Here is a 24,884-nt window from a genome sequence, read left to right as displayed (position 1 = left end):
ACTTCCTTGCGCAGCCGGTCAATCTCCTGCTGCTCCGGCTTCATCTGCCCATGACCGGGAAACGCACGCAGCGGATCGGCCGATAAATCGCGCACCCATTTGCGCAGCACATTCTCGTGGACATCGAGGTCGCGGGCAGCCTGGGCCACCGCAACGCCCCGATCCTTCACCAATCTCACCGCCTCAAGCTTGAACTCGCGACTGAATTTCCTTCGTTGCATTCCCACTCTCCAGTTCCGTCAAACACCTTATCTCGATGTCCACGAAACCGGCAGCAGGCCAGTGAATCACATCTCAGCACAAATTAATAGGTCCTGAGCCTAGTCGGCCTGAGTACTTCAGGCCGAGCTCAGGACTTTTCTTGTCCTATAGGTAAGACGGCGGCGTGTTTGGACTACTCGGACAAAGTCTGCGACTCTACCTTTGGCGTGTGCGTTAGAAAAAATCTCAATGTTTCGACGAACTGACGTGTTTCCCTGGTGGTTTCGTTTGCAAATCAGACATGGAAAGCTTGAGGAAAAAGGCACTTGAGTAGCCGGCAATTACGATGACTTTAGATCTTGTATCAACCAAGCGTCGGATATGGACGCCATTAGGCAGTGCATCAACCTAGATAATATCAGGCGCTGATATGGCTGAGCATTGCCATCGAGGGCCACAGCCAATGCTAAGTTCCGAAGCAAGGAATCCCGGCCAGGGCTACGCGGGAATAAGCGCCCCTGACCGGTTCCCATCGGCAGTTCGTGCCTCCTGCCGAGTGCTACTGCCATAGCAGCTTCTCAACCAGCTTGCTTGATAAATCGAAGCCCCGCGCACTTAGCATCGTTCGCCCCTGGCAGAAACCGTGACTTGTTCGGGAGCCACAATCAAGGGTATAAGCTCGACGCGCCGAAAGGCTTCTTACTCGGAAAAGGTCGACATGAGCACTGGAACGGTCAAATGGTTCAACGAGCAAAAGGGTTACGGCTTCATTCAGCCGGATGACGGTTCCAAGGATGTGTTCGTTCACATCAGCGCTGTCGAGCGGGCCGGATTCCGCACGCTGCAGGAAGGCCAGAAGATCAGCTACGAAATTACCGAGGATCGGCGCTCCGGCAAGATGTCGGCTGGGAACCTGCGGGCCGACTAAGCGCCCTTGAAACCGTCCTCGGTCCTTCGGGGCCGGCGAGTTCGCAGACACCTGTTTGCGCCCGGCGTTTCGACAGCGCCGGGTTTTTCTTTCAGCACCGGATAGAGTGTCGCCTTGAAAACGGGCCGCCGGGATTCGCGCGGATCTCCGTTTGCTGTTAGAGGTGGGCGGCCAGTTCGTGATACCCGTTCTGCTCCGACATAGTCCCGGCTTCGGAACATGCGGGTATGGGTGAGGTGCCGAGGCGTTCGGAAGGAATGACTGATGGCCCGAAGTCCCCCGCCTCCCAGCAGATCGGAGAAGCGACACGCCGAAACCGATATCGTCGCCAACGCTCTTATCGAAGGTGAGACGCAGGCTCGCGACGCAAAAATTGCACGCCTAAAAGCCTTGCGGGAAAAGCGCGATGGGACCGGTGAGGAACCCAAGCCATCCGTTCAACATGCTCCAGTGAAACGGCAGCGCATTCGCCGTGCCACGACACAGGGGCGACGATAGGCCCAACGCCGGCATCGGAAGGGATGAGCAATGCCCAATAGCGTCGATCCAATTGAGCGCGTCTGTCGCGCCTTGTGCCGGTTTCACGGCAATCCCGAGAACTCGCAATTCGACGGCAGCCCGATGTGGGAGTCCTACAGGGACGAGGCAATGGTCATTCTGTGGGCGTTGAGAGAAGACGATTGGCTACCCAATGGCTTGGTCGTGAGGAAAGACATACGCCGAAGTGTGTGACCGTCGCGGCAGCGCCTCAGCATCGCTTGAGCACGAATAATCAATGACATATCGAAAGTGATGTGCTATTCCAACATATGTCAAAATTAGATTTTCTCGTTCCTGCCGAACTTTTTGTTAAATCAAAATCGGCCGGACGGGCCCGAAATTCCATAAGATATCGGCGCTTTGACAATTTATATTCTGCCGTTCATTTTGCTATGGACGAGTATGGGGCGGACCTTAACAGCATCTCCATACAAACGGATACAGATGAATATTTAGGGTTATCGATCCGATCTCTTTATGAGAATGAGGAATACCCACTAAAGGGAAGACCGGCCGTCAAGCAACGCGCCACGAGTTCAACGTCTAGCACAACTCCCTCGACTATCCGTAAATTCAAGATTGGCGACACCGTCAGATATTCACGTTCTGGTCTGACGGGCCAGGGTGGGCATTACGAGGTGGTCAAAGTCCTTCCTATCGAAAATGCCGAACCAGCCTATCGCATTAAGAGCAAGAGCGAGCAGCACGAGCGCGCTGTCAAAGAGCACGAGATAGCACTGGCCTAATGCCCTGCCGCAGTCGGCCGTATTCGTTCGCTTAGCTTCAAATACTCGACCTCTCGAAGCAATGGACAGTGTCCAGATTGCCTTGAGTTTCACTCAACCGGAAAGGAAATGAGTCGTTGCAAGTATTGGTGCGGGACAACAATGTCGATCAGGCTTTGCGCGTTCTGAAAAAGAAGCTGCAGCGCGAAGGCCTCCTCCGCGAAATGAAGCGCCGCAGGGCCTATGAGAAGCCTTCCGAAAGAAAAACCCGGGAAAAGGCTGAAGCAGTACGTCGAGCAAAAAAGCTGGCCCGAAAACAAGCTCAACGTGAGGGTCTTCTTCCGCCTCCCAAGCCACGTGATACCACGGCCAAGCGTGGAGGTTTAAAGCCACGTCCTGGTCCAGCTGCATAATAGAAGCAGCGGCGATCCATCCCTTTGGTTGTGTGGTCTTGCATTGCCTAGTCGGCACGGCGGCGCTCAGGGCGCCGCACAGGAGACGACGTGATTAGCTTCAAAGGCTATGTCTACGAATCCACCAGCCCCGATATGCCCATTATCGCCGTAATTTTCGATGGCGAGGATAACCCAATTCAATTGCAAGTCGTCGCAAACATCGAGCAGGGAATGCAATTTCTCGCTGATTTTATATCCAATGGCGATGAACTCCGCGAGGTTCTGGGGCGAAGCCAACATTGGACCGCGCATTGAAAAGAAGCCAATACCTGATCACGAGGGCTTCCAGATGAAACCCGTTTTTCTTGTTTTCACACGCGTCGCAGCACCCCGGCTAAGTGTCGCGGTGAATGTTGCGCAAATTCAGTATGTCGAACCCATGCAATCGGGAGGTGGATCGCAGATATATTTTTCTGATAGCTCCCAAGTGAATGTATATGATCCACTCGATGAAGTGTTACGCAAGATCCGTCAGGCTACCAGCGAAGCGTATGCATGATGACGAGGCGTGTCCATCGAATCACGATAGTATAGTTGTCTTGGCTCGCTTCGGCCACCCTCTGTGTGGCGGGCGCTTTTTCGCGGGGAACAACCTGCTGTCCACTTAGTTTGGAGGTCTCTACTCCCGTGGGGACCTCGACCCTATCCCGCTCGCTGGTTCCCCTCGCGCGGCAGGCATTTTTCGCACTTGTCACGCCCAAACACATGGGCAGAAAAGATACGGCAAACCGCCATGGATGCCGCCCAAGACGAGTTTCTTCTCGCGTGTTATCGCCATTGGGCGAGGGATGCGGGTCTGTCGGAAATCGAGATCCAAATGGTTGAGCACGAGGCCAGAAGAAAGAGTGGCCTCGCCATCGAGCACACGATCGCTGAGCGTTTCTACGCGTTGATTTGCCACCTGATTGAGAGTGGGCACTCGTCAGCTGGGCCAGAGTAATGACGAGAAAAAATTATGGTGATGGTGCATTCAATTGGCGACGTGCGGCGCGCAAAGCTACCGCTTTGCCAAAGCCGGCAAAAACACCCGGAGGAACGCAGCCATTCGCAATGGCGGCACACGAAAACCGCTCACTACTCGATCATCTTTTTTCTGAAGAGAAATGGTAGCGGGAGAGGGACTTGAACCCCCGACACGCGGATTATGATTCCGCTGCTCTAACCAGCTGAGCTACCCCGCCACGAGGCCCGGCGCTGCCGGACGGGCGGCTTATGCAAGGCTGGGCCGAAACTGTCAAGCGGGTGGGAGAGGAAATCTTCTCCCCTCCCCGTTTTTGCCACAGCTCCGGCCCTGCAGTTGCGATGCCAGGCCCGATATCAGGCCTTGGCGAAGAGGCCGAGCAGGCCCTTGTGGATGGCCTCGTTGCCGGCCACGATGTCACCGGTGTCCAGCATGGTGTCGCCGCCACGGATGTCGCTGACGAAGCCGCCGGCTTCACGCACCAGCACGATGCCGGCCGCCAGGTCCCAGGAGGAGAGCCAGCGCGAGGCAAGGCCGTCGAGGCGGCCGGAAGCGACATAGGCCAGGTCCAGGGCAGAAGCGCCGAAATTGCGCACGCCGGCGACCTTGCCCATCACGGCGCCGAGATCGGCAAGATTGGTCTGGTGCTGGCCGCGGCCGAGGCGCGCCAGGCTCATGCCCACCATGGAATCCTCCATCAGGCGGCGGCCGGAGACGCGGATGCGGCGTTCGTTGTGGAAGGCGCCCTTGCCGCGCTCGGCCACGAACAGGTCCTCGGTGGCGGGATTGTAGACGACGCCGGCCACCAGCAGGCCCTCGCGCTCCAGCGCCACCGAAACCGCGAAGAAGGGCACGCCATGCAGGAAATTGGTGGTGCCGTCGAGCGGATCGATATGCCAGCGATGGGTCTTGTCCGCGCCTTCGACGACGCCCGCCTCCTCCATCACGAAGCCATAGCCCGGGCGGGCCCGCTCCAGTTCCTGATGCAGCGTGCGCTCGGCCTTCTTGTCGGCGATGGAGACGAAATCGCCCGGCCCCTTGGCCGAGACCTGCAGGTTCTCGAGCTCGCCGAAATCGCGTTTGAGACCCTTGCCGGCCTTGAGCACGGCAGCAACCATCACATTCATCAAAGGTGAACGCAGCATCATGGAACTTTCAAATAACGGTCGCCCCGGAGATCGAGGCGCGGGAATGGGAAGCGGCCTGTCTAATGGAAAATGCCGCCGATATGAACGGGAAAATGCGACCTGTGTGAAAATTCGAATCGCCGTGGCCTGCGACGCTCACAGGGCCTGATAGTAGGCTTTCCAATGGCTGCGCAGCGCCTCTTCCTCGGCGCCGATGTCATAGGCGGGCGATGTGATCGGCTTCACAGCCTCGACGCGCACCCGCACGAAATGGCGGATGCGGTCGGCCAGCGCGCCCCAGCGGTCGAAAGCAGGGCGCAGGGCCGCGAAGGCCACATCCTCGCGCGAGATGATCTCGCAGCGGCCACGGATGCGCACGCCCTTGCGGGCGAGCACGTCGACGAAATTGATCTCCACCACCGGGCGCTCGCGGATGTTGCGCAGGGTACCGGGGGAGCGTGCCTCCCCGAAAACGACATGGTGATCGTCCAGCACCAGAGCAAAGCGCGTTTTAGTAGAAACGCGCTTTTGCTCTCACTCTTTGGCTCGACGCGTCTTTGCGATTCGAGGTGAGGCCTCAAATCGCAAAACGCTTGGCATCATGCCCTTGGGCGACAGGTCGGGCGTACCGTCAGGATTGACGCTCGCCACATAGCCGAGCGAATGGCGCTCGATCACTACCCTCGCCGCTGCATCCAGCACCGCCGGCCTCCCCTTGTCGATCCCCTGGCCACCCCACGGAAAATACCGGTTGGCATCACATGCCGTAGAAGCGGGCCCCCTGAATGGCCGCCGCCCGTACCTCCGGCGTCTGCCGTGCGACATATTCGTCGAGCTGCTTGTCCTCGAGCCCGGCCGCCTTGGCGAGCAGATGCCACATGCAGGCCAGAACCGGATTGGGCGCCAGGCCCATGCCGGCCGCATACATCCGCGCCAGGCGGTTGCGGGCGATCGGCGAACCGCGCAGCGCGGCGCGCTCGAACCAATCGGCCGCCATTTCCTGATCGCGCGGCACGCCCTCGCCGTTGAAGAGGGCGATGGCATATTCCACCATGCCGTCGACATTGTTCGTATTGGCGGAGGCGAGGAAGTAGTCGGCCGCTTTCTTCTTGTCGGCCGCGACGCCCTTGCCTTCCTTGGTGAGTACGCCGAGCGAGTAGAGGGCATCGCCATTGTTGGCGAGCGCCGCCTGGCTGAAACGCTTATAGGCGGTGGCATAGTCGGGCGGGCCATTCGTCGTGCGCAGGGCGATGATGCCGAGATTATAGGCCGCCTCCGGCACGCCCAGCTCGGCGGCGCGGTTGAGCAGCAACATGCCGCCCGGCTCGTCCTTGGGTACGGTCTTGCCCAGGAGCTTGGTCATGCCATAGGCGAACATGGCATTGCGGTCACCACGCTCGGCCGCCTCGGAATACCACTGCGCCGCCTTTGCCGGATCGGGCGGCACACCCAGGCCATTGGCATAGAGCTGCGCGATCAAGGTCATCGCCGCGGGGTCCTTGTCGGACACCACGCGCTTGGTGGCCTCCTCCAGCGCCTTGAGATAGTAGCCGCGCTGGAAGGCGCCATAAGCCAGATCCGGTGGCGGGCCAGCCGGTGCGGCGGGAGCCGCGGCCTCGGCAGGCTTGGCCGGATCGGCCGGGGCGGCGGCTTCTCCAGGCGTACTCTCAGCCGGCTTGGCAGCGTCAGGCGCGGGTTGCGCCGCCGTCGCGGGCGTGCCCGTCTCCACGCGCTTGGCCGCCTCGCCGCCATCGGCGCCGGCGGATTGCGCGGCATCGGCCGGAGCCGATGGCTCCGCCCGGCCCGGCAGCGAGGCAAGAAGGACCGGCAGCGCCAGCGCGGCTGCAACAGCGATGCGCTTCATGCGAGACTCCCTCTCTGCTTCAGCAGCCGGTCCGCCAGCGCAACCGCTTCGGCAGGCCCCTGCTCGTGATTCCAGACGGCATTACCGAGCGCCACGAAATCGGCACCGGCGTCGGCGAGCAGCGGCACGGCCGCCAGATCCGGCGCAAAGGCGACACAGGGCACCTCGAAGAGCTCGGACCACCAGGCAGTGCGCTCAACCACCCCCTCAAGTGGCGGCAGGCGCCCGTCGCGCGCCGGCTCACCGAACATGACATAGTCGACCCCGCTTTCGGCGACGGTCATGGCCTCATCGCGCGTCCGGATGCCGCCTGCCCCGACGATGCGCTCCGGCTTGAAACTGTCGAGTGCATCGGCGAGGCCCTTGCGGCCGTCATTGAGATGCACGCCGTCGGCACCCGCTCGTGCCACCACGGCGCTCCAGCCGCTGACGAGCAGCGCCGCGCCGGCGGCTTGCACCACCGGCGCGATCTCCTTGATCAGCTTCTTGGCGCTGCTGTCGTCGCCGGCCACCGGCGTGAACAGCACGCAGGCAATGTCGCCGGCCGACAGCGCGGCCCGCAGGGCCGGCAGGAAGGCAGCGACATCGTCGATGGCAGGGGTGACCAGATAGATCTGGACGGGGGGGCGGGGTGGAACTTCAGCCATGGCAGGAATCCCGGGTGTCCTTCTTCTCACTACGGCATCGGGGCCGATCCCGGAATCGGCGCCGATGCTGTAAGGTTTCGCCATCGCTTCGCATCGACTGGGGAACGCGAAACGGTTTTCCGGCGCCGCTCAAGCGAATTTCGGCTCGAACTTGCCGGCCTTGTAGTCCTTGGCCATCTCGTGAAGCGGAATGACCTTGATCTTGGCAGCCTGGCCGGCCGTGCCGAATTCCTCATAGCGCTGCTTGCACAGCTTGATCATCGCATCCTGGGCCGGCTTGAGATATTTGCGCGGATCAAATTCGCCCGGATTTTCGGCAAAGATGCGGCGGATCTGGCCGGTGATCGCCATGCGGCAATCGGTATCGATATTCACCTTGCGCACGCCATGCTTGATGCCGAGCTGGATTTCCTCCACCGGCACGCCCCAGGTCTGCGGCATCTCGCCGCCATATTTGTTGATGATGTCCTGGAGTTCCTGCGGCACCGAGGAGGAGCCATGCATGACCAGGTGCATCTCGGGCATGCGCTGGTTGATCTCCTTGATGACATTCATCGCCAGGATGGCGCCATCGGGCTTGCGCGAGAACTTGTAGGCGCCATGCGAGGTGCCCATGGCGATGGCGAGCGCATCGACCTTGGTGTCCTTGACGAACCTCACCGCCTCGTCGGGATCGGTCAGCAGCAGGTCATGCGAGAGCTCGCCTTCGGCACCATGGCCATCCTCAGCCTCGCTCATGCCGCTTTCCAGGCTGCCGAGCACGCCGAGCTCGCCCTCCACCGAGGCGCCGACCCAATGGGCCATGTCGACGACACGGCGGGTGATGCCGGTATTATAGGCATAGTCGGCCGGCGTCTTGCCGTCCTCCTTGAGCGAGCCGTCCATCATCACCGAGGTGAAGCCGGCCTGGATGGCGGTCAGGCAGGTGGCTTCGTTGTCGCCATGGTCCTGATGCACGCAGACCGGGATGTCGGGATAGATCTCGACCGCCGCATCCATCATCTTGGTCAGCATGATGTCGTTGGCATATTGGCGCGCCCCGCGGGAGGCCTGCATGATCACCGGCGAGCCGGTGGCCTTGGCGGCCTCCATGATGGCGATCACCTGCTCCATATTGTTGATGTTGAAGGCAGGGACGCCATAGCCTTGCTCGGCGGCATGGTCGAGCAGCTGGCGAAGGGTGATGCGTGCCATTGCGAGATCTCCGAGACGATCGGCGTGGACGGCGAGCCGTACGGCGCCGTTCAGGCGCGCAGGATCTCCACACCCGGCAACGGCTTGCCTTCCAGCCATTCCAGGAAAGCGCCGCCCGCGGTCGAGACATAGGAGAACTGGTCGGCGACCCCGGCATGGTTGAGCGCCGCCACCGTGTCGCCGCCGCCGGCAACCGACAGCAGCTTGCCGGCCTTGGTGCGCGCGGCGACATGCTTGGCCGCCGCCACCGTGCCGTGGTCGAAGGGGTGCAGCTCGAAAGCCCCCAGCGGGCCGTTCCACACCAGCGTCTCCGCCTCGTCGATGGCGCCCTTGATGCGCTCCACCGATTGCGGGCCGGCATCGAGGATCATGCCGTCGAGCGGGATCGAATCGAGGCCATAGGCATGGTTCGGCGCATCGGCGGCGAAATGATAGGCCACCACGGCGTCGACGGGCAGGATGATGGCGCAATTGGCCTTCTCCGCCTTGGCGAGGATGGAGCGGGCGGTATCGGCAAGGTCACGCTCGGCCAGCGATTTGCCGACGCCGACGCCCTGGGCATGCAGGAAGGTGTTGGCCATGCCGCCGCCGATGATCAGGGCATCGACCTTGGCGACGAGATTGCCGAGGAGCTCGAGCTTGGTCGAGACCTTGGCGCCGCCGACCACCGCGACGACCGGGCGCTTGGGCTGTTCGAGGGCGCGGGACAGCGCCTCGATCTCGGCCTGCATGGTGCGGCCGGCATAGGCGGGCAGGACGTGCCCGAGGCCTTCGGTGGAGGCATGGGCGCGATGCGCAGCCGAGAAGGCATCGTTCACCCAGATATCGCCATTGGCGGCCAGCGCCTTGACGAAGTCCGGATCGTTCTTTTCCTCGCCCGGATGGAAGCGGGTGTTCTCCAGGCAGAGAATGTCGCCCGGCTGCATCGCCGCCACCGCCTTGGCCGCGGCTTCGCCGATGCAGTCCTCGGCAAAGGCGACCGGCCGCTTGGCGATCTCGGCGAGCTTGGCGGCGACGGGCTTCAGGCTTTCCTTGGGGTCCACGCCCTTGGGCCGGCCGAAATGGGCGAGCAGAATGACCTTGGCCTTGGCACGAGCGAGTTCGAGGACGGTGGGGATGATGCGCTCGATGCGGGTGGCATCGCCGACGACACCGTTCTCCATCGGGACGTTCAGGTCGACGCGGACCAGAACGCGCTTGTTTTCCACATTCACGTCGTCGAGGGTGCGAAAAGCGCTCATGCCTGTCCTGTCCATCTGTTTTCGGCAAAGTGCCCGAGGCGTCAGCATGGATTGGCACCAAGCCATACTCACCACACGCCCTAGCACACCCCGCCTGCCTCGCAAAATCACCGGCGAGCAATAGAGCAAGCCGGCGGATCGATAAAGCGTTCAAGACAGCCAAAGGATCTAAATTGCATCGAGAGATAGCTCGGCACGGACATATCGATCCTTTCGGCGTCGGCACTCATCGGAACAATTGCGTGTCGAGCTTTCGCACCGCCAGCTCGATGAAAGCCTTGACCAAAGGCGACAGATGCCGGCTGCTGGGATAGACGACATAGAGACCACCGGCTGACATGGTATGATCTTCGAGAATACGCTGCAGCCGCCCATCCTGCAGGGCCGGTCTTGCGAGCTGGTGGGGCAGTTGGGCGATGCCATAGCCGGCAATGGTCGCCGATAGCGCCGAATGCATGTCGTTGACGGCAAAGCGGCCTGAAACTGCCACTGTTTCCTGGCTCTCCGGCCCCTCAAGCAGCCATGACGCCCCCTCCACCGAGGGGCCGACGATCACGCAGGCATGCCGGGCGAGATCCGCTGGCACCTGCGGCGTTCCGAATCGCGTGAGATAGTCCGGGCTGGCGCACAAAATTCGATGCGTGGTGCCAAGCTTGCGCGCGATCAAAGTGGAATCCGGCAGGATCCCGGTCCGGAAGGCCAGATCGATGCCATGCTCGATCAGGTTGAGCCGGTCGTCGGTCAGGATCAATTCAGCCTTGGTCTTGGGATGGGCGGCCAGGAAGTCGAACACGGCACTATTGAGCAGATGATCGGCAAATCCGGCAGGGGCGGAGATGCGGATCGTCCCCGAAGGTTCCGTTCTTGCTTCGGCAAGGCGCAGGTTTGCCTCGTCGATCAGCCTCAGCGCCTCGCTGCTGCGTTCGTAATAGAGACGCCCGGCCTCCGTCATGGCGAGGCTCCGCGTCGTGCGCTGCAGCAGGCGCGCACCGACGGCCTGTTCGAGTGCGGCGATCCGGCGGCTCACTGTCGTCTTGGGCGCGCGGAGCAGCCGGGCAGCCCCGGTGAAACTGCCGGCCTCGACCACCCGGGCAAAGACCAGAATATCGTTGAGATCGAGCATTATATCCAAATTTGGGACGATGTTTTCCGATAATAGCCCATTATGGTTCGATGCGGCAGCGCTAAATTGGCTTCATCACAAGCAATGGAGCGATGCAATGACCACGAAGCGGACTATATTGGTGACCGGCGCCACGGGTCAGCAGGGAGGTGCCGTTACCCGCGCCCTGCTTTCCAGGGGACACAACGTCAAGGCATTGAGCCGCAGGCCCGACAGTGCCGGCGCGCAGGCCCTGGCGGCGGCGGGTGCACAGATCGTGCCTGGCGATCTCGACGACACGGCCTCCATCGTCAAGGCAGCCAGCAACGTCGACACCATGTTCCTGATGGGAACCATGCTGGCTGATGGCACAGACGGAGAAACCCGCCAGGGCATCGCCGCCGCCGATGCGGCCAAGGCGGCCGGCATCGGGCACTTGATCTACTCGTCGGTCGCCGACGCCGACAAGGCCACCGGCATCCCGCATTTCGACAGCAAATATCAGGTCGAACGGCATATTGCGGGGCTGGGTGTGCCCTATACGATCAGCGCCCCAGTCTTTTTCATGGAAAACATCGTGGCCTCCTGGTCGATCGGCGGCCTGCGCCAAGGCGTGCACGCCCTCGCTGTCCCGGCCAAGCGCGCCTTGCAGCAGGTGGCGCTGGCCGATATCGGTGCATTCAACGCCGCTCTGGTCGAGCGTCGCGAAAGGGTCTTCGGCAAACGCTTCGACTATGCGGGAGACGAACTCTCCGGCGAGGAACAGGTGCGAATTCTCTCGCAGGCAACCGGCCGTCCGATCCGTTACCAGGAAGTACCGACCGCCGCGATCCGCCAGCAGAGCGAGGATGCCGCCATCATGTTCGAGTGGTTCGATCGGATCGGCTACGACGTCGACATCGCTGCCCTGCGCAGGGATTTTCCCGAGGTGAACTGGCACAGCTTCGCCGATTGGGCCGGCAGCTTCGACTGGCGCATCCTCGACCCGCAGTGAACCCGGAGCCACTGCCAGCGGCGGTGATGCACATGACGGCGCCGGGATGACGGGGCGCCGTCGGCTCGAAACGGCAGGCGCACCGGTCCGCCGCCGTCAGACCCTTTTGCGCTCGAGCAGCACCGGCAGATCCTCCACTGCGAAAGACGGGTGTATCCTCAGATCGATGCTGACGACCCGCCAGCCCTCGGCCGCATATTCGTTCAGCCGCTGCACGATATAGGCGGAGCGATCGGCCCGGTCGGCGATATGGATCTTTTCGAGACGATATTCCATCACAAAAGCCTCCTTTGTCGGCAAGGCAGGCGAGCAGTGCGTTCGGCTTCAACTCGTCCGGGCATGGCGAAAACGCCACTCAGCCGCCAGGGAAATCACGATCACCAGCCCGCCCACCAGCCAATGGGCGCGTTCGGGCGCTGTGTCGGAGGAAAAGCGCAGCACCCATGGCGCCACGATGAGCCAGAGGCCCAGTCCCAGCGTCACCCATTCCTCCCATTGCCTGGCCTCGCTCAAAGCCGCCAAGGCCAGATAGGCAAGCAGGAAAGCCATCACCCAGGCGTGCCAAGTCGGCACCTCCATCGCCCTGAACCCGGCGAGCCAGGGCGTACTGAACAGACCGAGCGCCAGCAGGAGCAGCAACCAATCCTGTACCCGCTTTCCGGAAAAAAGAGTCGAAATCATCATGGTCTCCGCGGTTGTCGCAAACGTACTTGTGCATGACATTTATATCGTAATACGATATAAATTTCCAATGCGAAGCTATCGCTCGCGAGGCTGTGAAGGGAGCCGACCGTGACTGCAGATCCCAACTCCGACCTATCCTCCCCTCTCATGACAATGAAGGGCAGTGACGATGCGATCGTCTGCGCCCGGCACTTGCTGCGTGCCGCCCGGAGGAAGTTCTTCACCAGGCCCTACGATGCCGTCAGCATGGAGGACATCGCCGCAAGTGCCGGCATTGCCGAGGCCAAGGCTTGCGGCCTGTTTGCCAGCAAGGAAGAGCTGTTCGCATCGCTCGTCGTGCAGGAGATGGCCGCCGCTGCGGTCGAGATCTGGTGCAGGACGGTCGGATCGACCGACATGGAAACCGTCTTGCTGCAGGTGGCGCGCAACTATGTCGGACTGTTCGGCTCGAACCGGGCCACGGAGATCTATCGCTCGCTGATCTGCGTGTCGGCACGCTTTCCCCATCTCGGCCGCATCATCTACGAGCACGGCGCACGGGTGCTGCTCGAAAGATTGTCCGCCTATATCGCGGCCCGCAGCGCGGAAGGCTGCCTGGCCGTCTCCGATCCCGATCTCGCCGCGCAGCAATTCCTGAGCCTGGTCCACGGCAATCTGCACCTGCGCGAAGTGCTCGCTGCCCAGCCCGTCAGCGATACCGAGATCGACCGCGTGATCGAAAGCGGCGTCCGGCTCTTCCTGTCCGGATATCGGCGGGACCAGCGCCAGGAGTCACGCGTAGCGCGCTCCGAACATCTCGGGAGATCTGCCGATGAGTGCCGCTCCGCCGGCGGCGCGACATCTCATTGAACGAGCGGCAACTGCACGATCCCAAGATCAACGCCGCGCCGGATTCTGCAGGAACACGACATAGCCGCGAAACCAGGGATTGTCGGTGAGGCCAGGCGGCTCCTGCCAGTCGCCGGCCTGCACGAGGCCGATGCGGAAGGGCATCCGCAGCCGGCCCAAACGCGAAAGATAGGCGGCATAGCCGGGGATCGTGCGGCGTCCCTGATAGGTCTGGATGATCACTTCGTCGACGACGCCGCCGAGCGCTTCCAGCCCCTTGGGATCGCCATTGCTGCTCCAATCCATCAGGCCGGTGATGCCGAGCCGGTATTCCACCGGCAATTGACGGCGCAGGCCCGCGAGGAAGGAAGCGTAGCTCTCCAGATGGCGCGTCCGGGCGTCGAAATCGATCTGCAGGCCGATGACGCGGTTACCTGCCGCACGCCAGCGCCCGAGCTGGGCGAGAACCTGGCCGTAGATCTGCGGCGGCCATGCCAGGGTCTCGACGCGCACCACCAGCCACAGCGGCGTATCGGGAAGGTGGGGAACGGCGCTTCGCCGCGAAAGGAGGCGAACCGGTTCCCGTCCACCGACCTCCGACGCCAGGAGATAGAGCTCGCGGGCCCGTGCGAGTTCGGGCTGCGTCCTCACGCCCGCCCACAACCAGAAACTGTAATGGCGGGCGGCATCGACGGGAGCTTCCGCGGCCGCGACACCGCCAGCCGCCAGGGCAATGACGAGGGCACATGCCGAGCGCAGCATGTCTACCAGTAATATTCGAGAGACTGCGCCCAACGTGATTGCGCATAATCGCGTTTCAGCTTCTGGAACCAGGCCTTTCGCTGGGCAACGGGCACGACACTGTCGTCGCAGCCATTCTTGCTCGTCGGCGCGAAGCACCAGATGGCACGATAGAGAGCATAGGCCTTTTGATCGGCGGTCGCACCCGCCGCGCCTGCAACGGAGCGATACACTTCGAGCCGCGAGAATTTCCGGCCCGGGAAAAGTACCCCATTGCCGCCGAGCTCATCCTTCGCCGGCAGCGTGTCCAGGAAAGCCTGATCGAGGCCGTTGAGACGGATGAACTCCCCCAGACACAAGCGTGCCCCGATGTGGCGTGGAGTGGCGGACAGCGTTGCAATGCTGCTCTTGAGATCGGGGCAAGGGAAATCCGACGCCGTTTCCGGTTTGATGAACACATCCGAGGATGGCGCGCCGTCGCCTTCGGCGTCACCGGGATCCGCCTCAGGCTTGGCATCGGTGGGCACCAGCGCCAAATCCCCTGGAAAGGCCTTGTAGGCGCCGCGGGTGAGATCGCGATAGAGCAGCGTGTACAGGGCGGTCGCCCGCTCGGCCGGCGAGGCGGCGGTATCCTTTGCCTGGCCGCGCAGCAATTGGGGACCGGCGCTGTAGCGCAGCAAGGTTTGTCGAATGATCTCGTTGCGCACCGGCGAGGCCGGCTCGAAGCTGCGTTCGGGCTTGCCCGCCCGCTCGTCATGCATGGCCACGGCCAGTTCGATGACGACACGCTGGCTGGTTGGGTTCGCCCCACCGACGAGGTCGAGCCAAAAGCCGCGCGCATTGCGGTCCTTCACAGAATCCAGCGCGACCCCACGCAACACCTGCCGGCTGAATTCCAAGTTGTCATAGTTTTTCTGCTGCGCCCGATCGGCGATGAGGCCCAGCACGGCGCGCGGCTGGCGGGCGACATGCAACTGATAGGACGCGAGCAGAAAATCGAACAGCTCCGTCTTGCCTGCGAAGAATTCGCGTTGTCCGTTCAACTCATCCAAGGTCAGGGCCTTGCTGCAGCACGCCTCGCCGCTGAGGGCACCGCCCTTACGCATGCGGACCAGGTCCAGGGTCGCCAGCAGCAAAGGCGAGCGCACCTGTTCGGTCCCGAGCAGGGGCAACAGCTTGGTATCCAGTTCCTCGGCAAGGTCGGCAGCGGAAACACCCCGCTCGCTCGCCTTCTGGCCCAACAGGCGCTCATAGTCGGCGAGCAGCTTGGCGTTGGCGCCGCTCATCCAATAGACCCGGCGCAGCAGACCGCGGGCAGAGGCGGCATAGCGCCCGTTCGGATAGGCTGTCAGATAGCCCTGCAGGGCCGTTTCCGCCTCGGTCGCCTTGCCGATGTCGCGCTGCGCAACCTCCCTCAGATTGCCATACTCGTCGAAGGCCCCAGCCTGCAGCCTGTTCACCTCGACGCGGCCCAGAAGATAGCGCCCGCTCTCCTTCAGCCAGGGCTGTGCTGAACCGTTCAGAGCAGCAAAATGCCGGGCGGCCGCGTCGAAATCGCCGGCATAGAAGGCCGCCGCTCCCGACAGGTAGGCGGCAAAGTCCCTGGCCCGGGGCGAGCGCGCATGCGCGGCAGCCGCGGAAACGGCCTCCTGCCCAGCGCCGGCTCCCGTGCAATCGGGCCTGAGGCCCTGCCGGGCGGCGATCAACTCGTCCCTTTCGCCCGCCGTCACGCCCTGCTCCGCCTTGAGCGTCGCCACGAAATCGGCGGCGCCTGCATCATTGCTGCGGCAGCGCGAGCCCTCGCCCGCAGCGTAGGGCCCATTGCCGCCGATTGCAGCCGAGGGATAGAGCGTGCCGCGGAAGGTCGCCCAATCGCTCGGTTCTATGAGCGTCTTTTCCGCCCCCTCCTGATCCGGCCGAACCGGGGCAGGCTGCTTGTCCTCCAGATCGGCGAGCAGGAGCAGCAGATTGGCGCGTGTGTCATTACCGGGCTGCAGGACGGCCAGATTGCTGCAGCTGTTGAATTCGGTACCCGCCACTCTCCAGCCCGGTTTGCAGTCGCTATCGGAACTGGCTCGAGCCGCCATCGGGCTCAAAACGACGAAGAGCAGAACGAACAACCAGACGCCTCGCCGAGCCATGTGGCTTCACTCCCCTTCGCTGCAGCACCAGTCAATCACAGCCGCCTGCCCGGGGACAAGCAACCGATTTCGGCCGGCAGTACTTCCGGTCAGGAAGCTACTCAAAAGAAAAGGCGCCGCAGTTACCCGCGGCACCTTGCTCATTTCATTGAAAACGAACTCAGATCAGGCTGGCGAAATGCACCGCCGTGTCGGACATGCGGTTCGAGAAGCCCCACTCATTGTCGTACCAGGTCAGGATGCGCACGAACTTCTCGTCGATGACCTTGGTCTGATCGAGCGCGAAGATCGAGGACGCCGGGTTGTGGTTGAAGTCGCGGCTCACCAGCGGCTCGTCGGTATAGGTCAGCACGCCTTTGAGCGGGCCGCGCTTGGCAGCCTTGATGATGGCCTCGTTGACCTTCTCGACGCTGGTCTTCTTCTTGGTGTTGATCTTGAGGTCGACCACCGAGACGTTGGGCGTAGGCACGCGGACCGAGGTGCCGTCGAGACGGCCCTTCAGCTCGGGCATCACCAGGCCGACGGCCTTGGCGGCACCGGTCGAGGTCGGGATCATCGACAGCGCCGCAGCGCGGGCGCGGTAGAGATCCTTATGCATCTGGTCCAGCGAGGGCTGGTCGTTGGTGTAGGAGTGGATCGTGGTCATGAAGCCGCGCTCGATGCCGAAGGCATCGTGCAGCACCTTGGCCACCGGCGTCAGGCAGTTGGTGGTGCAGGAAGCGTTGGAGATGACCAGGTGATCCTTGGTCAGGTCCTGGTGATTGACGCCATAGACCACGGTGAGGTCGGCGCCGTCGCAGGGCGCGGAGACGATCACGCGCTTGGCGCCGGCCTTGAGATGGGCGGCCGCCTTGTCGCGGGACGTGAAGATGCCGGTGCATTCCATCGCGATGTCGATGTTCAGCTCCTTGTGGGGAAGCTGGGCCGGATCCTTGATCGCAGTGACCTTGATCTTCTTGCCCTGCACGACGATGGAATCGCCCTCGACCTTCACCTCGGCGGGGAAAGTGCCATGGATCGAATCGTAGCGCAGCAGATGGGCGTTGGTCTCCACCGGCCCGAGGTCGTTGATGGCGACGACTTCGATATCCTTGCGCTTGCCTTCGACGATGGCGCGCAGGATGTTGCGGCCGATGCGGCCGAAGCCGTTGATGGCGACACGAACTGTCATCCGATATTTCCTTTCTCTGCCTTCAGCTAGAGCATTTTCCGGAAAAGCCGATCGACTTCTCGATTAGGAAAACGCGTCAAAACAAAGAGTTAGAGCGGAGCGCACTCATATGCGCCCCGCCCGTTTACAGCTCATGCTCAGCCGTTGTGGCGGCGCAGGGCGGTTTCGGCCACGGCTTCCGCCGTGATGCCAAAATGGTTGTAGAGGTCCTTGATCGGGCCGGAGGCGCCGAAACCGGTCATGCCGACAAAGCCGCCATCGGGACCGATCACGGCATCCCAGCCGAAGCGGACGGCCGCTTCCACGGCGACCTTCACCGGTGCATCGCCGATGATCTTGGCCTTGACCTCTTCCGGCTGTGCCAGGAGCAGTTCCAGCGAAGGCACCGAGACCACACGGGTCGGCACGCCGCGCTGGTTCAAGATGGAGCGGGCATTCATGGCGATCTCGACCTCGGAGCCCGAAGCGAACAGCGTCACCGCGGCCTTGCCGCCGCCGGTGCCCGCCAGCTCATAGGCGCCCTGAGCGCACAGATTGGCCGTGGTGGCTTCGCGCAGCAGAGGCAGATTCTGGCGGGTCAGCGCCAGGATGGTCGGCCCGTTGGTGCGCTCCAGCGCGAGCTGCCAGCACTCGGCGGTCTCGATCGCGTCGCAGGGTCGGAAGACGCGCATGTTCGGGATCGCGCGGCAGGCGGCCAGATGCTCGACCGGCTGGTGGGTCGGGCCGTCCTCGCCGAGGCCGATCGAGTCATGGGTCATGACATAGACCGGGCAGGTGCCCATCAAGGCCGCCAAGCGAATGGCCGGGCGGGCATAGTCGGTGAAGACGAAGAAGGTGCCGCCGGCGGGCACGAAGCCGCCATGCAGATAGATGCCGTTCATCGCGGCGGCCATGCCATGCTCGCGAATGCCCCAATGGATATAGCGTCCCTTGAAATCCTTCGGGGTGATCTCGACCAGGCCCTTGGCCTTGGTGTTGTTGGAGGGCGTCAGGTCGGCCGAACCGAGCACCAGTTCCGGCATGACCTCGACGATCACGTTGAGGGCTGCTTCGGACGACTTGCGGGTGGCCATCGCGGTGGGATTGGCGGCGAGCGCCTTCTTATGGGCGAGAATGGCCTTGCCGAGCTTGGCGGGGCGCACGTGATCCATGCGGCGCGTGAACTCGGCCTGCTTGCGCTCGGAGAGGGTCGCGAAACGCTCTTCCCAGGCCTGACGGGCGCCGGCGCCACGCGAGCCGGCCTCGCGCCAGGCCTTGAGCACGTCGGCGGGCACCTCGAAGGGTGCACCGGTAATGCCGAGATTCTCCTTGGAGAGCTTGGCTTCTTCCGGCCCCAGCGGTTCGCCATGGGCCTTGGAGGTGCCGGCGCGGTGGGGCGAACCGAAGCCGATGGTGGTCTTGCAGGCGATCAGCGTCGGCTTGTTCGACTTCTGGGCGGCCTCGATGGCGGCAGCGATGGCATCCTGGTCATGGCCGTCGACATTCACGGCGCGCCAGCCGGCGGACTGGAAGCGCTTGATCTGGTCGACCGAGTCCGAAAGCGTCAGCGGGCCGTCGATGGAGATGCCGTTGTGATCCCACAGGACGATCATCTTGTTGAGCTTGTAGTGGCCGGCGAGCGCGATCGCCTCCTGGCTGACGCCTTCCATCAGGTCGCCGTCGGAAGCGATCACATAGGTGAAATGGTCGACCACCTTCTTGCCGAACTGGGCAGCCAGCATCTTCTCGGCGAAGGCAAAGCCGACGGCAGTAGAGATGCCCTGGCCGAGCGGGCCGGTGGTGGTCTCGACGCCGACGGTGTGGAAGTTCTCCGGATGGCCGGGGGTCTTGTAACCAAGCTGGCGGAAATGCTTGAGCTCCTCGACCGTCATGCCCGGCACGCCAGTCAGATATAGCAGCGAATAGAGCAGCATCGAGCCGTGGCCGGCCGACAGAATGAAGCGATCGCGATCGGCCCAATGGGGATTGGCTGCATCGAACTTCAGGAAACGCGTGAACAGGACGGTGGCGACATCGGCCATGCCCATGGGCATGCCGGGATGGCCGGACTTGGCGGCCTCAACCCCATCAATCGCCAAGCCACGGATGGCGTTGGCCAGGCGGTTCTGCATTTCGGTGAGTGCCATGGAGTGTTTCCTGATGAAATTCGCCGGAATTTGGCAAAAAGAGCGGTGGGTTCTTAGCACCTCATCCCCGACTGTCAATGATCCCCGGGCTTGTGCCTGAAATTCACGCAACCGATGGTGGGGTGATCGAAAGCAGGAGGTATCATCAGGGGAAGGCCGGCGGCTTTCGCTTGGCCGTGGTGCGAAACCGCGATACTTTGATATTTAAGCAAAAACGCGGAGCGGTCCCGTCATGATTCGATGGAATGCCGCCATAGGGAAAGAGTGAGTAGGCCCTTGTCTGTGGATGCAGCCTTGCAACGATTGAATACGGCCCTGGCCCAGCTCGAGGAGGCCGCCGAACATCGCGCGGAACTCGATCGCACCATCGGCGGACATCGCATCGAAGTGCAGGCACTCTCTGAGGATCGCAACCGTCTGGCTCTGGAACTCGACGCGAGCTATGCACGGTTCGCTGCTATGGAAACCGCCAATCGCGATGTATCGCGACGCCTCGACCAGGCGATGGATTCCATCCGTTACGTGCTTGAGCCGCAGGACAGCTAGCATGGCGCATGTATCCGTTACCATTGCGGGCCGCGCCTATCGCATGGCGTGCGACGAGGGCCAGGAAGAACATCTCCTCGGCCTCGGTCGTCAGCTCGACGCCAAGATCGATGCCCTGCGTTCCTCTTTCGGCGAGATCGGCGACATGCGCCTTGCCGTGATGGCCGGCATCATGGTCGCAGACGAATTGTCGGAAATGCAGCGGCGGGCGGCTTCCCTGCAGCATGATCTCGATGAATTGCGCCAGACCCGCGACAATGCGCTGCAGCGCGAGCAGCAGACCCAGATGCGCGTGACGCAGGCCCTGACGGACGCCGCCAGCCGAGTCGAGAAGCTGATCGATTCCTTGTCCAAGACCGGCGTCTAGCGCTTCCGTATTTTCTGGGATCGCAGGCATCCCTGCCTGCTCTTGGAAACACTGTGCTTGCAGAAACGGCAGACAATCGCGACATGCAAGCACGTCGCTGAGATGCCTGCGATCCCGGGAAGTCCGCGCTCCGGGAAAACGCCTGAATATTTTCATCGACCTCTGGCGCTCGCACCGTCTCGCCCTTATTATCTCGGTGCGGTGCTGCCTGGTTCGTCAGGACAACTGTATCCCCGGGGCCATACGACTCCCAAGGGAGCTGTCACTGTTCTCGCTCGAGGGCTTGGACATTACGGCGCCCACCTACATCAGTAGGCGCCCGGGATCGAACCGTCCAACGGCCGAGGTGGCCCGCTCCCTCCTCATTCCAAATTTGTCTTTGCCAAGCGTGTAATGGCCTCCACCGATCACAAGACCCAGTTGCGCCACAAGGCAATGGCGGCGCGCTCAGAGATCCGCGGTCATCAGCGCCAGGCAGCGACGGCCAGAGCCGCCCATCACGCCTTCAGCCGCCTGAAATACACCAGCGGCATCGTCGGCCTCTACCAGGCTTTTCGCGACGAGATCCATCCGGACGAGATTGCCGAACGCCTGCACCATACGGGCCGCAGGCTCGCTTTGCCGACCACGCCTCGCTATGGCCACCCCCTCACTTTCCGCTCCTGGGCGCCGGGCGACCCCCTGGTGGTCGGTCGCCACAACATCCCCGAGCCTGCGCCCGAGGCGGAGGAAGTCCATCCGCAGGTGCTGCTGGTGCCCCCGGTCGCTTTCGATCGCCGCGGCTACCGCATCGGCTATGGCGCGGGCTTCTACGACCGCACCATTCCCCAATTGCGGGCAATGCACCCCGTCTTCACCCTCGGCTATGCCTTTGCCTGCCAGGAAGTCGCGTTCCTGCCGTCCGAGCACCATGACGTGCCGCTCGACGCCATCGCCACCGAAAACGAAATCATCACAGTGACGGGGCGTTGATATGCGTCTGTTGTTCTTGGGGGACATCGTCGGCCGCACCGGTCGCAATGCCGTGATCGAACGCCTGCCGGGCCTGCGCGAAGCCTGGAAGCTCGATGCGGTCATCATCAATGGCGAGAACGCCGCCGGCGGCTTCGGCCTGACCGAGGCGATCTTCGACGAGGTCGTCGCCGCCGGTGCCGATGTGGTCACGCTCGGCAACCATTCCTTCGACCAGCGCGAGGCCCTCGTTTTCATCGAGCGAGCCCCAAGGCTGATCCGCCCGGCCAATTATCCCAAGGGTACGCCGGGGCGCGGCGCCACCCTGGTGGACCTGAAGAACGGCACCCGCCTGCTCGTCATCCAGGTGATGGGCCGCGTCTATATGGATGCACTCGATGACCCCTTCGCAGCCCTCGAGCGCGAACTCGCCGCCTGCCCGCTCGGCCTTGGCGCCGATGCGGTGGTGGTCGACGTGCATGCCGAAGCGACCAGCGAGAAGCAGGCCCTCGGCCATTTCGCCGATGGGCGCGCCAGCCTGGTGATCGGCACCCATACCCATGTGCCGACGGCCGATCATCAGATCCTCAGCCATGGCACCGCCTATATGTCGGATGCCGGCATGTGCGGCGACTATGACAGCGTGCTCGGCATGGACAAGGAGGAGCCGGTGCGCCGCTTCATCCAGAAGACACCGGGCCTGCGCTTCGAGCCGGCGACCGGCGAGGCGACCCTGTCGGGCCTGGCGGTGGAGACCGACGACCGTACGGGCCTGGCGGTGAAGATCGCCCCGGTGAGAATCGGTGGAAAATTGTCGCAGGCCGAGCCGGCGTTTTGGTGAATCCACGGCAAACGACGCGGCGGGATGGATTTTTCTCGCCACCAATTCTATAAGCCGCGCCACAATTGCCGATCTTCGGACCGGCGTTTCATTCGGCTCGTACTTCACCGAGTCCCCAAGACGACATCAAGGCAAGACATATGGCCGGTCATTCCCAGTTCGCCAACATCATGCATCGCAAGGGCAAGCAGGATGCCAAGCGCTCGAAGCTCTTCTCCAAGCTCGCCCGTGAAATCACGGTGTCGGCCAAGCTCGGCCTGCCCGATCCCAACATGAATGCGCGCCTGCGCGCGGCCGTGCTGGCCGCCCGGGCCGAGAACATGCCCAAGGACAATATCGACCGCGCCATCAAGAAGGCTGCCGGCGCCGACGGCGAGAACTATGATGAGATCCGCTATGAGGGCTATGGGCCCGGCGGCGTGGCGCTGATCGTGGAAGCCCTCACCGACAACCGCAACCGCACGGCCTCCGACGTGCGCTCCTATTTCACCAAGGCCGGCGGCAACCTGGCCGAGACGGGCGCGGTGTCCTTCATGTTCGACCGCGTCGGCGTGGTCGAGTACGACGCCGACAAGGGTTCGCCCGATGCCATGCTGGAAGCGGCGCTGGAAGCCGGCGCCGACGATTGCGCCTCCTCCGAGGAGGGACACGAATTCATCTGCGCCGCCGAGAACCTTGCCGAAGTCACCAAGGCCCTGGAAACCCAGCTCGGCGAAGCCCGCAAATCCGGGCTGGTCTGGCGTCCACAGAACACCATCGCCGTCGACGACGAGACCGGGGAGAAGCTGATGCGCCTGGTCGACAATCTCGACGATCATGACGACGTCCAGCATGTCTACGCCAATTTCGAGCTCTCCGACGCGCTGATGGCGAAACTGGCGGAGTAACCCCTTCCGGGTGCGTGGACGTCACAGCGACATGCGAGCATGTCGCGACGTCCGCATCTGCCCATCCTTCCGCGCGCTAGGGTTCCAAGATGCGGACGAGACGTCCGCGCACCCGGGAAAATCATGTCACAGACCCCCATCCGCATCCTCGGCGTCGACCCAGGCCTGCGCCGCACCGGCTGGGGCGTGATCGAGGTGCTGGCCAACCGGCTGTCCTTCATTGCCTGTGGCACGGTGTTTTCCGACGACAATGAGGAGCTCGCCCACCGCCTGCTCGAGCTGCATACGGGCCTCACCGAGGTAGTGACGCGTTTCGAGCCGGACGAGGCGGCGGTGGAGAAAACCTTCGTCAACAAGGATGCCACGGCGACCCTCAAGCTCGGCCAGGCTCGCGGGATCGCCATGCTGGTACCGGCCCAGGCCGGCCTCGCCGTCAACGAATATGCACCGAACCTGGTCAAGAAGACCGTGGTGGGCTCCGGCCATGCCGACAAGAAGCAGATCCGCCTGATGATCAAGGTGTTGCTGCCCAAGGCCGATCCGAAGTCGGACGACGCGGCCGACGCCCTCGCCGTCGCCATCACCCATGCCCATCATCGCACCAGCCACAATCTGGCAGCGCTCCTGAAATAGGTTCCAGGCCGGCTGACGGCTGGCGGTCCCGGGAAATTGCGCTTGCCTCCCGCGATCTCCATCCTTAGAACAAATCGTGAATTTATCCGAGGATTCGCCATGACCCAGGCCAGCCGCGCCGCCGTCTTCTCCGAACTGCATCAGCGTCCCGAACTCTTCCTCATTCCCAATGCCTGGGATGCCGGATCGGCGAAATTGCTGGATTCCCTCGGCTTTTCGGCGATCGCCACCACCAGTGCCGGCCTAGCCTTCACGGTGGGCCGCAAGGACGGCCAGATGTCGCGCGAGGAAACCCTCGCCAATGCGCGAGCCATCGTGGAGGCGACCAGCCTGCCGGTAAGCGCCGATCTCGAAAACGGTTTCGGCGACGCTCCCGAGGACTGCCGGCTCACCATCCTTGCCGGCATCGAGGTGGGGCTTGCCGGCGGCTCGATCGAGGATGCCACAGGTCGGCCCGACCAGCCGATCTATGAATTCGGCCACGCCGTCGACCGGGTGCGTGCAGCGGCAGAGACGGCACGCGCCGGGGGTTTCGTGCTCACCGCCCGCGCCGAGAACTTCCTGCACGGCATCGCCGACCTCGACGACACCATCCGTCGTCTGCAGGCCTTCCAGGAAGCAGGGGCGGAGGTGCTCTACGCACCGGCCCTGACTCGGCTCGACCAGATTTCCAGCGTGCTTAGCTCGATCGACAGGCCGCTCAACGTCCTGTTCACCGTGGGCGGTCAGGATTTCACCGTTGCCGATCTCGCCAGGCTCGGCGTGCGCCGCGTCAGTGTCGGCGGCTCCTTCACCCGGGCGGCTTTCGGCGCCCTGAAGCGGGCTGCCCTCGAACTGCGCGACCAGGGCACCTTCGGCTTTGCCAAGGACGCCATGACCTATGCCGAACTCAGCGCCCTGTTCGGCAAGTGAGAAACCCTGGGGCCGCTGGCGACCAGGATCGCCCCATGCCGCGAATCACGGCAAAGCGCTAGAACTGCCGTGAGAGG

27 protein-coding genes, 1 tRNA gene and 1 other RNA gene are annotated in these 24,884 nt (G+C 62.8%); 13 read left to right on the top strand and 16 right to left on the bottom strand.

Annotated features, from left to right (window positions below; all coding sequences use genetic code 11):
• On the bottom strand, positions 1–221 hold a 221-nt coding region (locus ACTJKX_RS26455; protein WP_440727036.1), incomplete at its 3' end, for a transposase.
• A 698-nt stretch (positions 222–919) separates the two neighbouring features.
• On the opposite strand from ACTJKX_RS26455, the gene ACTJKX_RS26450 reads away from it, so the two are divergent.
• The 3 genes from ACTJKX_RS26450 to ACTJKX_RS26440 all read left to right on the top strand — a co-directional run bounded on the left by ACTJKX_RS26450 (position 920) and on the right by ACTJKX_RS26440 (position 3,104).
• On the top strand, positions 920–1,129 hold the full coding sequence (locus ACTJKX_RS26450) for a cold-shock protein (protein ID WP_367625459.1): 210 nt from the start codon (positions 920–922) through the stop codon (positions 1,127–1,129).
• A gap of 1,402 nt (positions 1,130–2,531) precedes the next feature.
• Positions 2,532–2,807 carry a 30S ribosomal protein S21 gene (gene rpsU / locus ACTJKX_RS26445; RefSeq protein WP_440727035.1) on the top strand — a complete coding sequence of 92 codons (276 nt, stop codon included), beginning with the start codon at positions 2,532–2,534 and terminating at the stop codon, positions 2,805–2,807.
• A 90-nt stretch (positions 2,808–2,897) separates the two neighbouring features.
• The gene (locus tag ACTJKX_RS26440) at positions 2,898–3,104 is read left to right on the top strand and encodes a hypothetical protein (protein ID WP_367625457.1); all 207 of its coding nucleotides are present in this window, start codon (positions 2,898–2,900) and stop codon (positions 3,102–3,104) included.
• A gap of 849 nt (positions 3,105–3,953) precedes the next feature.
• On the opposite strand, the gene ACTJKX_RS26435 is transcribed toward ACTJKX_RS26440, so the two are convergent.
• The 9 genes from ACTJKX_RS26435 to ACTJKX_RS26395 all read right to left on the bottom strand — a co-directional run bounded on the left by ACTJKX_RS26435 (position 3,954) and on the right by ACTJKX_RS26395 (position 11,006).
• Positions 3,954–4,030 (bottom strand) — tRNA-Met (locus ACTJKX_RS26435).
• Between the two features lie 136 nt (positions 4,031–4,166).
• Positions 4,167–4,955 carry an inositol monophosphatase family protein gene (locus ACTJKX_RS26430; protein ID WP_311940142.1) on the bottom strand — a complete coding sequence of 263 codons (789 nt, stop codon included), beginning with the start codon at positions 4,953–4,955 and terminating at the stop codon, positions 4,167–4,169.
• Positions 4,956–5,093: 138 nt separating this feature from the next.
• A complete protein-coding gene (locus tag ACTJKX_RS26425; RefSeq protein ID WP_394313053.1) occupies positions 5,094–5,432 on the bottom strand; it encodes a pyridoxamine 5'-phosphate oxidase family protein in 339 nt (112 codons plus the stop codon).
• A 39-nt stretch (positions 5,433–5,471) separates the two neighbouring features.
• The gene (locus ACTJKX_RS26420) at positions 5,472–5,639 is read right to left on the bottom strand and encodes a pyridoxamine 5'-phosphate oxidase family protein (RefSeq protein WP_394313051.1); all 168 of its coding nucleotides are present in this window, start codon (positions 5,637–5,639) and stop codon (positions 5,472–5,474) included.
• A 55-nt stretch (positions 5,640–5,694) separates the two neighbouring features.
• The gene (locus tag ACTJKX_RS26415; protein ID WP_440727034.1) at positions 5,695–6,801 is read right to left on the bottom strand and encodes a tetratricopeptide repeat protein; all 1,107 of its coding nucleotides are present in this window, start codon (positions 6,799–6,801) and stop codon (positions 5,695–5,697) included.
• Positions 6,798–7,448, bottom strand: coding sequence for a thiamine phosphate synthase (locus ACTJKX_RS26410; RefSeq protein ID WP_440727033.1), 651 nt, complete (start codon positions 7,446–7,448; stop codon positions 6,798–6,800). Before ACTJKX_RS26410 ends, ACTJKX_RS26415 begins: the two co-directional genes overlap by 4 nt.
• Before the next feature lie 129 nt (positions 7,449–7,577).
• Complete coding sequence (gene fba / locus ACTJKX_RS26405) at positions 7,578–8,642, bottom strand: class II fructose-bisphosphate aldolase (protein WP_440727032.1); 1,065 nt, start codon at positions 8,640–8,642, stop codon at positions 7,578–7,580.
• Positions 8,643–8,692: 50 nt separating this feature from the next.
• Complete coding sequence (locus ACTJKX_RS26400) at positions 8,693–9,883, bottom strand: phosphoglycerate kinase (protein WP_311939939.1); 1,191 nt, start codon at positions 9,881–9,883, stop codon at positions 8,693–8,695.
• A gap of 226 nt (positions 9,884–10,109) precedes the next feature.
• On the bottom strand, positions 10,110–11,006 hold the full coding sequence (locus tag ACTJKX_RS26395; protein WP_415086459.1) for a LysR family transcriptional regulator: 897 nt from the start codon (positions 11,004–11,006) through the stop codon (positions 10,110–10,112).
• A 97-nt stretch (positions 11,007–11,103) separates the two neighbouring features.
• Between ACTJKX_RS26395 and ACTJKX_RS26390 the strand changes: the two genes are divergently transcribed.
• Positions 11,104–11,979: an NmrA/HSCARG family protein gene (locus ACTJKX_RS26390; RefSeq protein WP_311939943.1), complete on the top strand. Its 876-nt coding sequence runs from the start codon at positions 11,104–11,106 to the stop codon at positions 11,977–11,979.
• A 96-nt stretch (positions 11,980–12,075) separates the two neighbouring features.
• On the opposite strand, the gene ACTJKX_RS26385 is transcribed toward ACTJKX_RS26390, so the two are convergent.
• On the bottom strand, positions 12,076–12,255 hold the full coding sequence (locus tag ACTJKX_RS26385; RefSeq protein ID WP_394313045.1) for a hypothetical protein: 180 nt from the start codon (positions 12,253–12,255) through the stop codon (positions 12,076–12,078).
• Positions 12,256–12,303: 48 nt separating this feature from the next.
• A complete protein-coding gene (locus ACTJKX_RS26380) occupies positions 12,304–12,663 on the bottom strand; it encodes an SPW repeat protein (protein WP_440727031.1) in 360 nt (119 codons plus the stop codon).
• Between the two features lie 108 nt (positions 12,664–12,771).
• Here ACTJKX_RS26380 and ACTJKX_RS26375 point away from each other — a divergent pair, with 108 nt between their 5' ends.
• Positions 12,772–13,512, top strand: a complete 741-nt coding sequence (locus ACTJKX_RS26375) for a TetR/AcrR family transcriptional regulator (protein WP_440727030.1) — start codon at positions 12,772–12,774, stop codon at positions 13,510–13,512.
• Positions 13,513–13,539: 27 nt separating this feature from the next.
• Here ACTJKX_RS26375 and ACTJKX_RS26370 read toward each other — a convergent pair whose 3' ends face one another.
• The 4 genes from ACTJKX_RS26370 to tkt all read right to left on the bottom strand — a co-directional run bounded on the left by ACTJKX_RS26370 (position 13,540) and on the right by tkt (position 19,670).
• Positions 13,540–14,253 carry a DUF3142 domain-containing protein gene (locus ACTJKX_RS26370; RefSeq protein ID WP_440727029.1) on the bottom strand — a complete coding sequence of 238 codons (714 nt, stop codon included), beginning with the start codon at positions 14,251–14,253 and terminating at the stop codon, positions 13,540–13,542.
• A 2-nt stretch (positions 14,254–14,255) separates the two neighbouring features.
• Positions 14,256–16,373, bottom strand: a complete 2,118-nt coding sequence (locus ACTJKX_RS26365) for a hypothetical protein (protein ID WP_394313038.1) — start codon at positions 16,371–16,373, stop codon at positions 14,256–14,258.
• Positions 16,374–16,533: 160 nt separating this feature from the next.
• Positions 16,534–17,544 (bottom strand): type I glyceraldehyde-3-phosphate dehydrogenase, encoded by a 1,011-nt coding sequence (gap, locus tag ACTJKX_RS26360; RefSeq protein WP_311939954.1) that lies wholly within the window; start codon positions 17,542–17,544, stop codon positions 16,534–16,536.
• A gap of 137 nt (positions 17,545–17,681) precedes the next feature.
• Positions 17,682–19,670: a transketolase gene (gene tkt, locus ACTJKX_RS26355; RefSeq protein ID WP_440727028.1), complete on the bottom strand. Its 1,989-nt coding sequence runs from the start codon at positions 19,668–19,670 to the stop codon at positions 17,682–17,684.
• 294 nt (positions 19,671–19,964) lie between these two features.
• Between tkt and ACTJKX_RS26350 the strand changes: the two genes are divergently transcribed.
• From ACTJKX_RS26350 to ACTJKX_RS26315, 8 genes are all read left to right on the top strand, one after another.
• Positions 19,965–20,216, top strand: coding sequence for a DUF4164 family protein (locus ACTJKX_RS26350; RefSeq protein ID WP_376717717.1), 252 nt, complete (start codon positions 19,965–19,967; stop codon positions 20,214–20,216).
• A 1-nt stretch (position 20,217) separates the two neighbouring features.
• Positions 20,218–20,583 carry a cell division protein ZapA gene (locus tag ACTJKX_RS26345; protein ID WP_068285691.1) on the top strand — a complete coding sequence of 122 codons (366 nt, stop codon included), beginning with the start codon at positions 20,218–20,220 and terminating at the stop codon, positions 20,581–20,583.
• A 198-nt stretch (positions 20,584–20,781) separates the two neighbouring features.
• A non-coding RNA gene (gene ssrS, locus ACTJKX_RS26340) (6S RNA) lies at positions 20,782–20,939 on the top strand.
• Positions 20,940–20,976: 37 nt separating this feature from the next.
• Positions 20,977–21,555 carry a 5-formyltetrahydrofolate cyclo-ligase gene (locus ACTJKX_RS26335; RefSeq protein ID WP_311939962.1) on the top strand — a complete coding sequence of 193 codons (579 nt, stop codon included), beginning with the start codon at positions 20,977–20,979 and terminating at the stop codon, positions 21,553–21,555.
• A gap of 1 nt (position 21,556) precedes the next feature.
• Positions 21,557–22,375, top strand: coding sequence for a TIGR00282 family metallophosphoesterase (locus ACTJKX_RS26330; protein ID WP_311939964.1), 819 nt, complete (start codon positions 21,557–21,559; stop codon positions 22,373–22,375).
• Positions 22,376–22,515: 140 nt separating this feature from the next.
• The gene (locus tag ACTJKX_RS26325) at positions 22,516–23,262 is read left to right on the top strand and encodes a YebC/PmpR family DNA-binding transcriptional regulator (protein ID WP_415086449.1); all 747 of its coding nucleotides are present in this window, start codon (positions 22,516–22,518) and stop codon (positions 23,260–23,262) included.
• Positions 23,263–23,385: 123 nt separating this feature from the next.
• Positions 23,386–23,895 carry a crossover junction endodeoxyribonuclease RuvC gene (gene ruvC / locus ACTJKX_RS26320; protein WP_311939967.1) on the top strand — a complete coding sequence of 170 codons (510 nt, stop codon included), beginning with the start codon at positions 23,386–23,388 and terminating at the stop codon, positions 23,893–23,895.
• A 99-nt stretch (positions 23,896–23,994) separates the two neighbouring features.
• Positions 23,995–24,807: an isocitrate lyase/PEP mutase family protein gene (locus ACTJKX_RS26315; RefSeq protein WP_311939969.1), complete on the top strand. Its 813-nt coding sequence runs from the start codon at positions 23,995–23,997 to the stop codon at positions 24,805–24,807.
• Positions 24,808–24,884 lie beyond the last annotated feature (77 nt).

This window comes from Labrys sp. 22185, from assembly GCF_052045555.1.
GTDB lineage: Bacteria > Pseudomonadota > Alphaproteobacteria > Rhizobiales > Labraceae > Labrys > Labrys neptuniae.
The sequence above is the reverse complement of the archived record's forward strand: the minus strand, read 5'-3'. Positions and strand labels throughout refer to the sequence as shown.

Bases quoted from the DNA above. Each gene is read 5' to 3' on its own strand.
- ACTJKX_RS26450 (WP_367625459.1), top strand. From the start codon at position 920: ATGAGCACTGGAACGGTCAAATGGTTCAACGAGCAAAAGGGTTACGGC.
- ACTJKX_RS26430 (WP_311940142.1), bottom strand. From the start codon at position 4,955: ATGCTGCGTTCACCTTTGATGAATGTGATGGTTGCTGCCGTGCTCAAG.
- ACTJKX_RS26415 (WP_440727034.1), bottom strand. From the start codon at position 6,801: ATGAAGCGCATCGCTGTTGCAGCCGCGCTGGCGCTGCCGGTCCTTCTT.
- ACTJKX_RS26410 (WP_440727033.1), bottom strand. From the start codon at position 7,448: ATGGCTGAAGTTCCACCCCGCCCCCCCGTCCAGATCTATCTGGTCACC.
- fba (WP_440727032.1), bottom strand. From the start codon at position 8,642: ATGGCACGCATCACCCTTCGCCAGCTGCTCGACCATGCCGCCGAGCAA.
- ACTJKX_RS26400 (WP_311939939.1), bottom strand. From the start codon at position 9,883: ATGAGCGCTTTTCGCACCCTCGACGACGTGAATGTGGAAAACAAGCGC.
- ACTJKX_RS26395 (WP_415086459.1), bottom strand. From the start codon at position 11,006: ATGCTCGATCTCAACGATATTCTGGTCTTTGCCCGGGTGGTCGAGGCC.
- ACTJKX_RS26390 (WP_311939943.1), top strand. From the start codon at position 11,104: ATGACCACGAAGCGGACTATATTGGTGACCGGCGCCACGGGTCAGCAG.
- ACTJKX_RS26385 (WP_394313045.1), bottom strand. From the start codon at position 12,255: ATGGAATATCGTCTCGAAAAGATCCATATCGCCGACCGGGCCGATCGC.
- ACTJKX_RS26380 (WP_440727031.1), bottom strand. From the start codon at position 12,663: ATGATGATTTCGACTCTTTTTTCCGGAAAGCGGGTACAGGATTGGTTG.
- ACTJKX_RS26370 (WP_440727029.1), bottom strand. From the start codon at position 14,253: ATGCTGCGCTCGGCATGTGCCCTCGTCATTGCCCTGGCGGCTGGCGGT.
- ACTJKX_RS26365 (WP_394313038.1), bottom strand. From the start codon at position 16,373: ATGGCTCGGCGAGGCGTCTGGTTGTTCGTTCTGCTCTTCGTCGTTTTG.
- gap (WP_311939954.1), bottom strand. From the start codon at position 17,544: ATGACAGTTCGTGTCGCCATCAACGGCTTCGGCCGCATCGGCCGCAAC.
- tkt (WP_440727028.1), bottom strand. From the start codon at position 19,670: ATGGCACTCACCGAAATGCAGAACCGCCTGGCCAACGCCATCCGTGGC.
- ACTJKX_RS26345 (WP_068285691.1), top strand. From the start codon at position 20,218: ATGGCGCATGTATCCGTTACCATTGCGGGCCGCGCCTATCGCATGGCG.
- ACTJKX_RS26335 (WP_311939962.1), top strand. From the start codon at position 20,977: ATGGCCTCCACCGATCACAAGACCCAGTTGCGCCACAAGGCAATGGCG.
- ACTJKX_RS26330 (WP_311939964.1), top strand. From the start codon at position 21,557: ATGCGTCTGTTGTTCTTGGGGGACATCGTCGGCCGCACCGGTCGCAAT.
- ACTJKX_RS26325 (WP_415086449.1), top strand. From the start codon at position 22,516: ATGGCCGGTCATTCCCAGTTCGCCAACATCATGCATCGCAAGGGCAAG.
- ruvC (WP_311939967.1), top strand. From the start codon at position 23,386: ATGTCACAGACCCCCATCCGCATCCTCGGCGTCGACCCAGGCCTGCGC.
- ACTJKX_RS26315 (WP_311939969.1), top strand. From the start codon at position 23,995: ATGACCCAGGCCAGCCGCGCCGCCGTCTTCTCCGAACTGCATCAGCGT.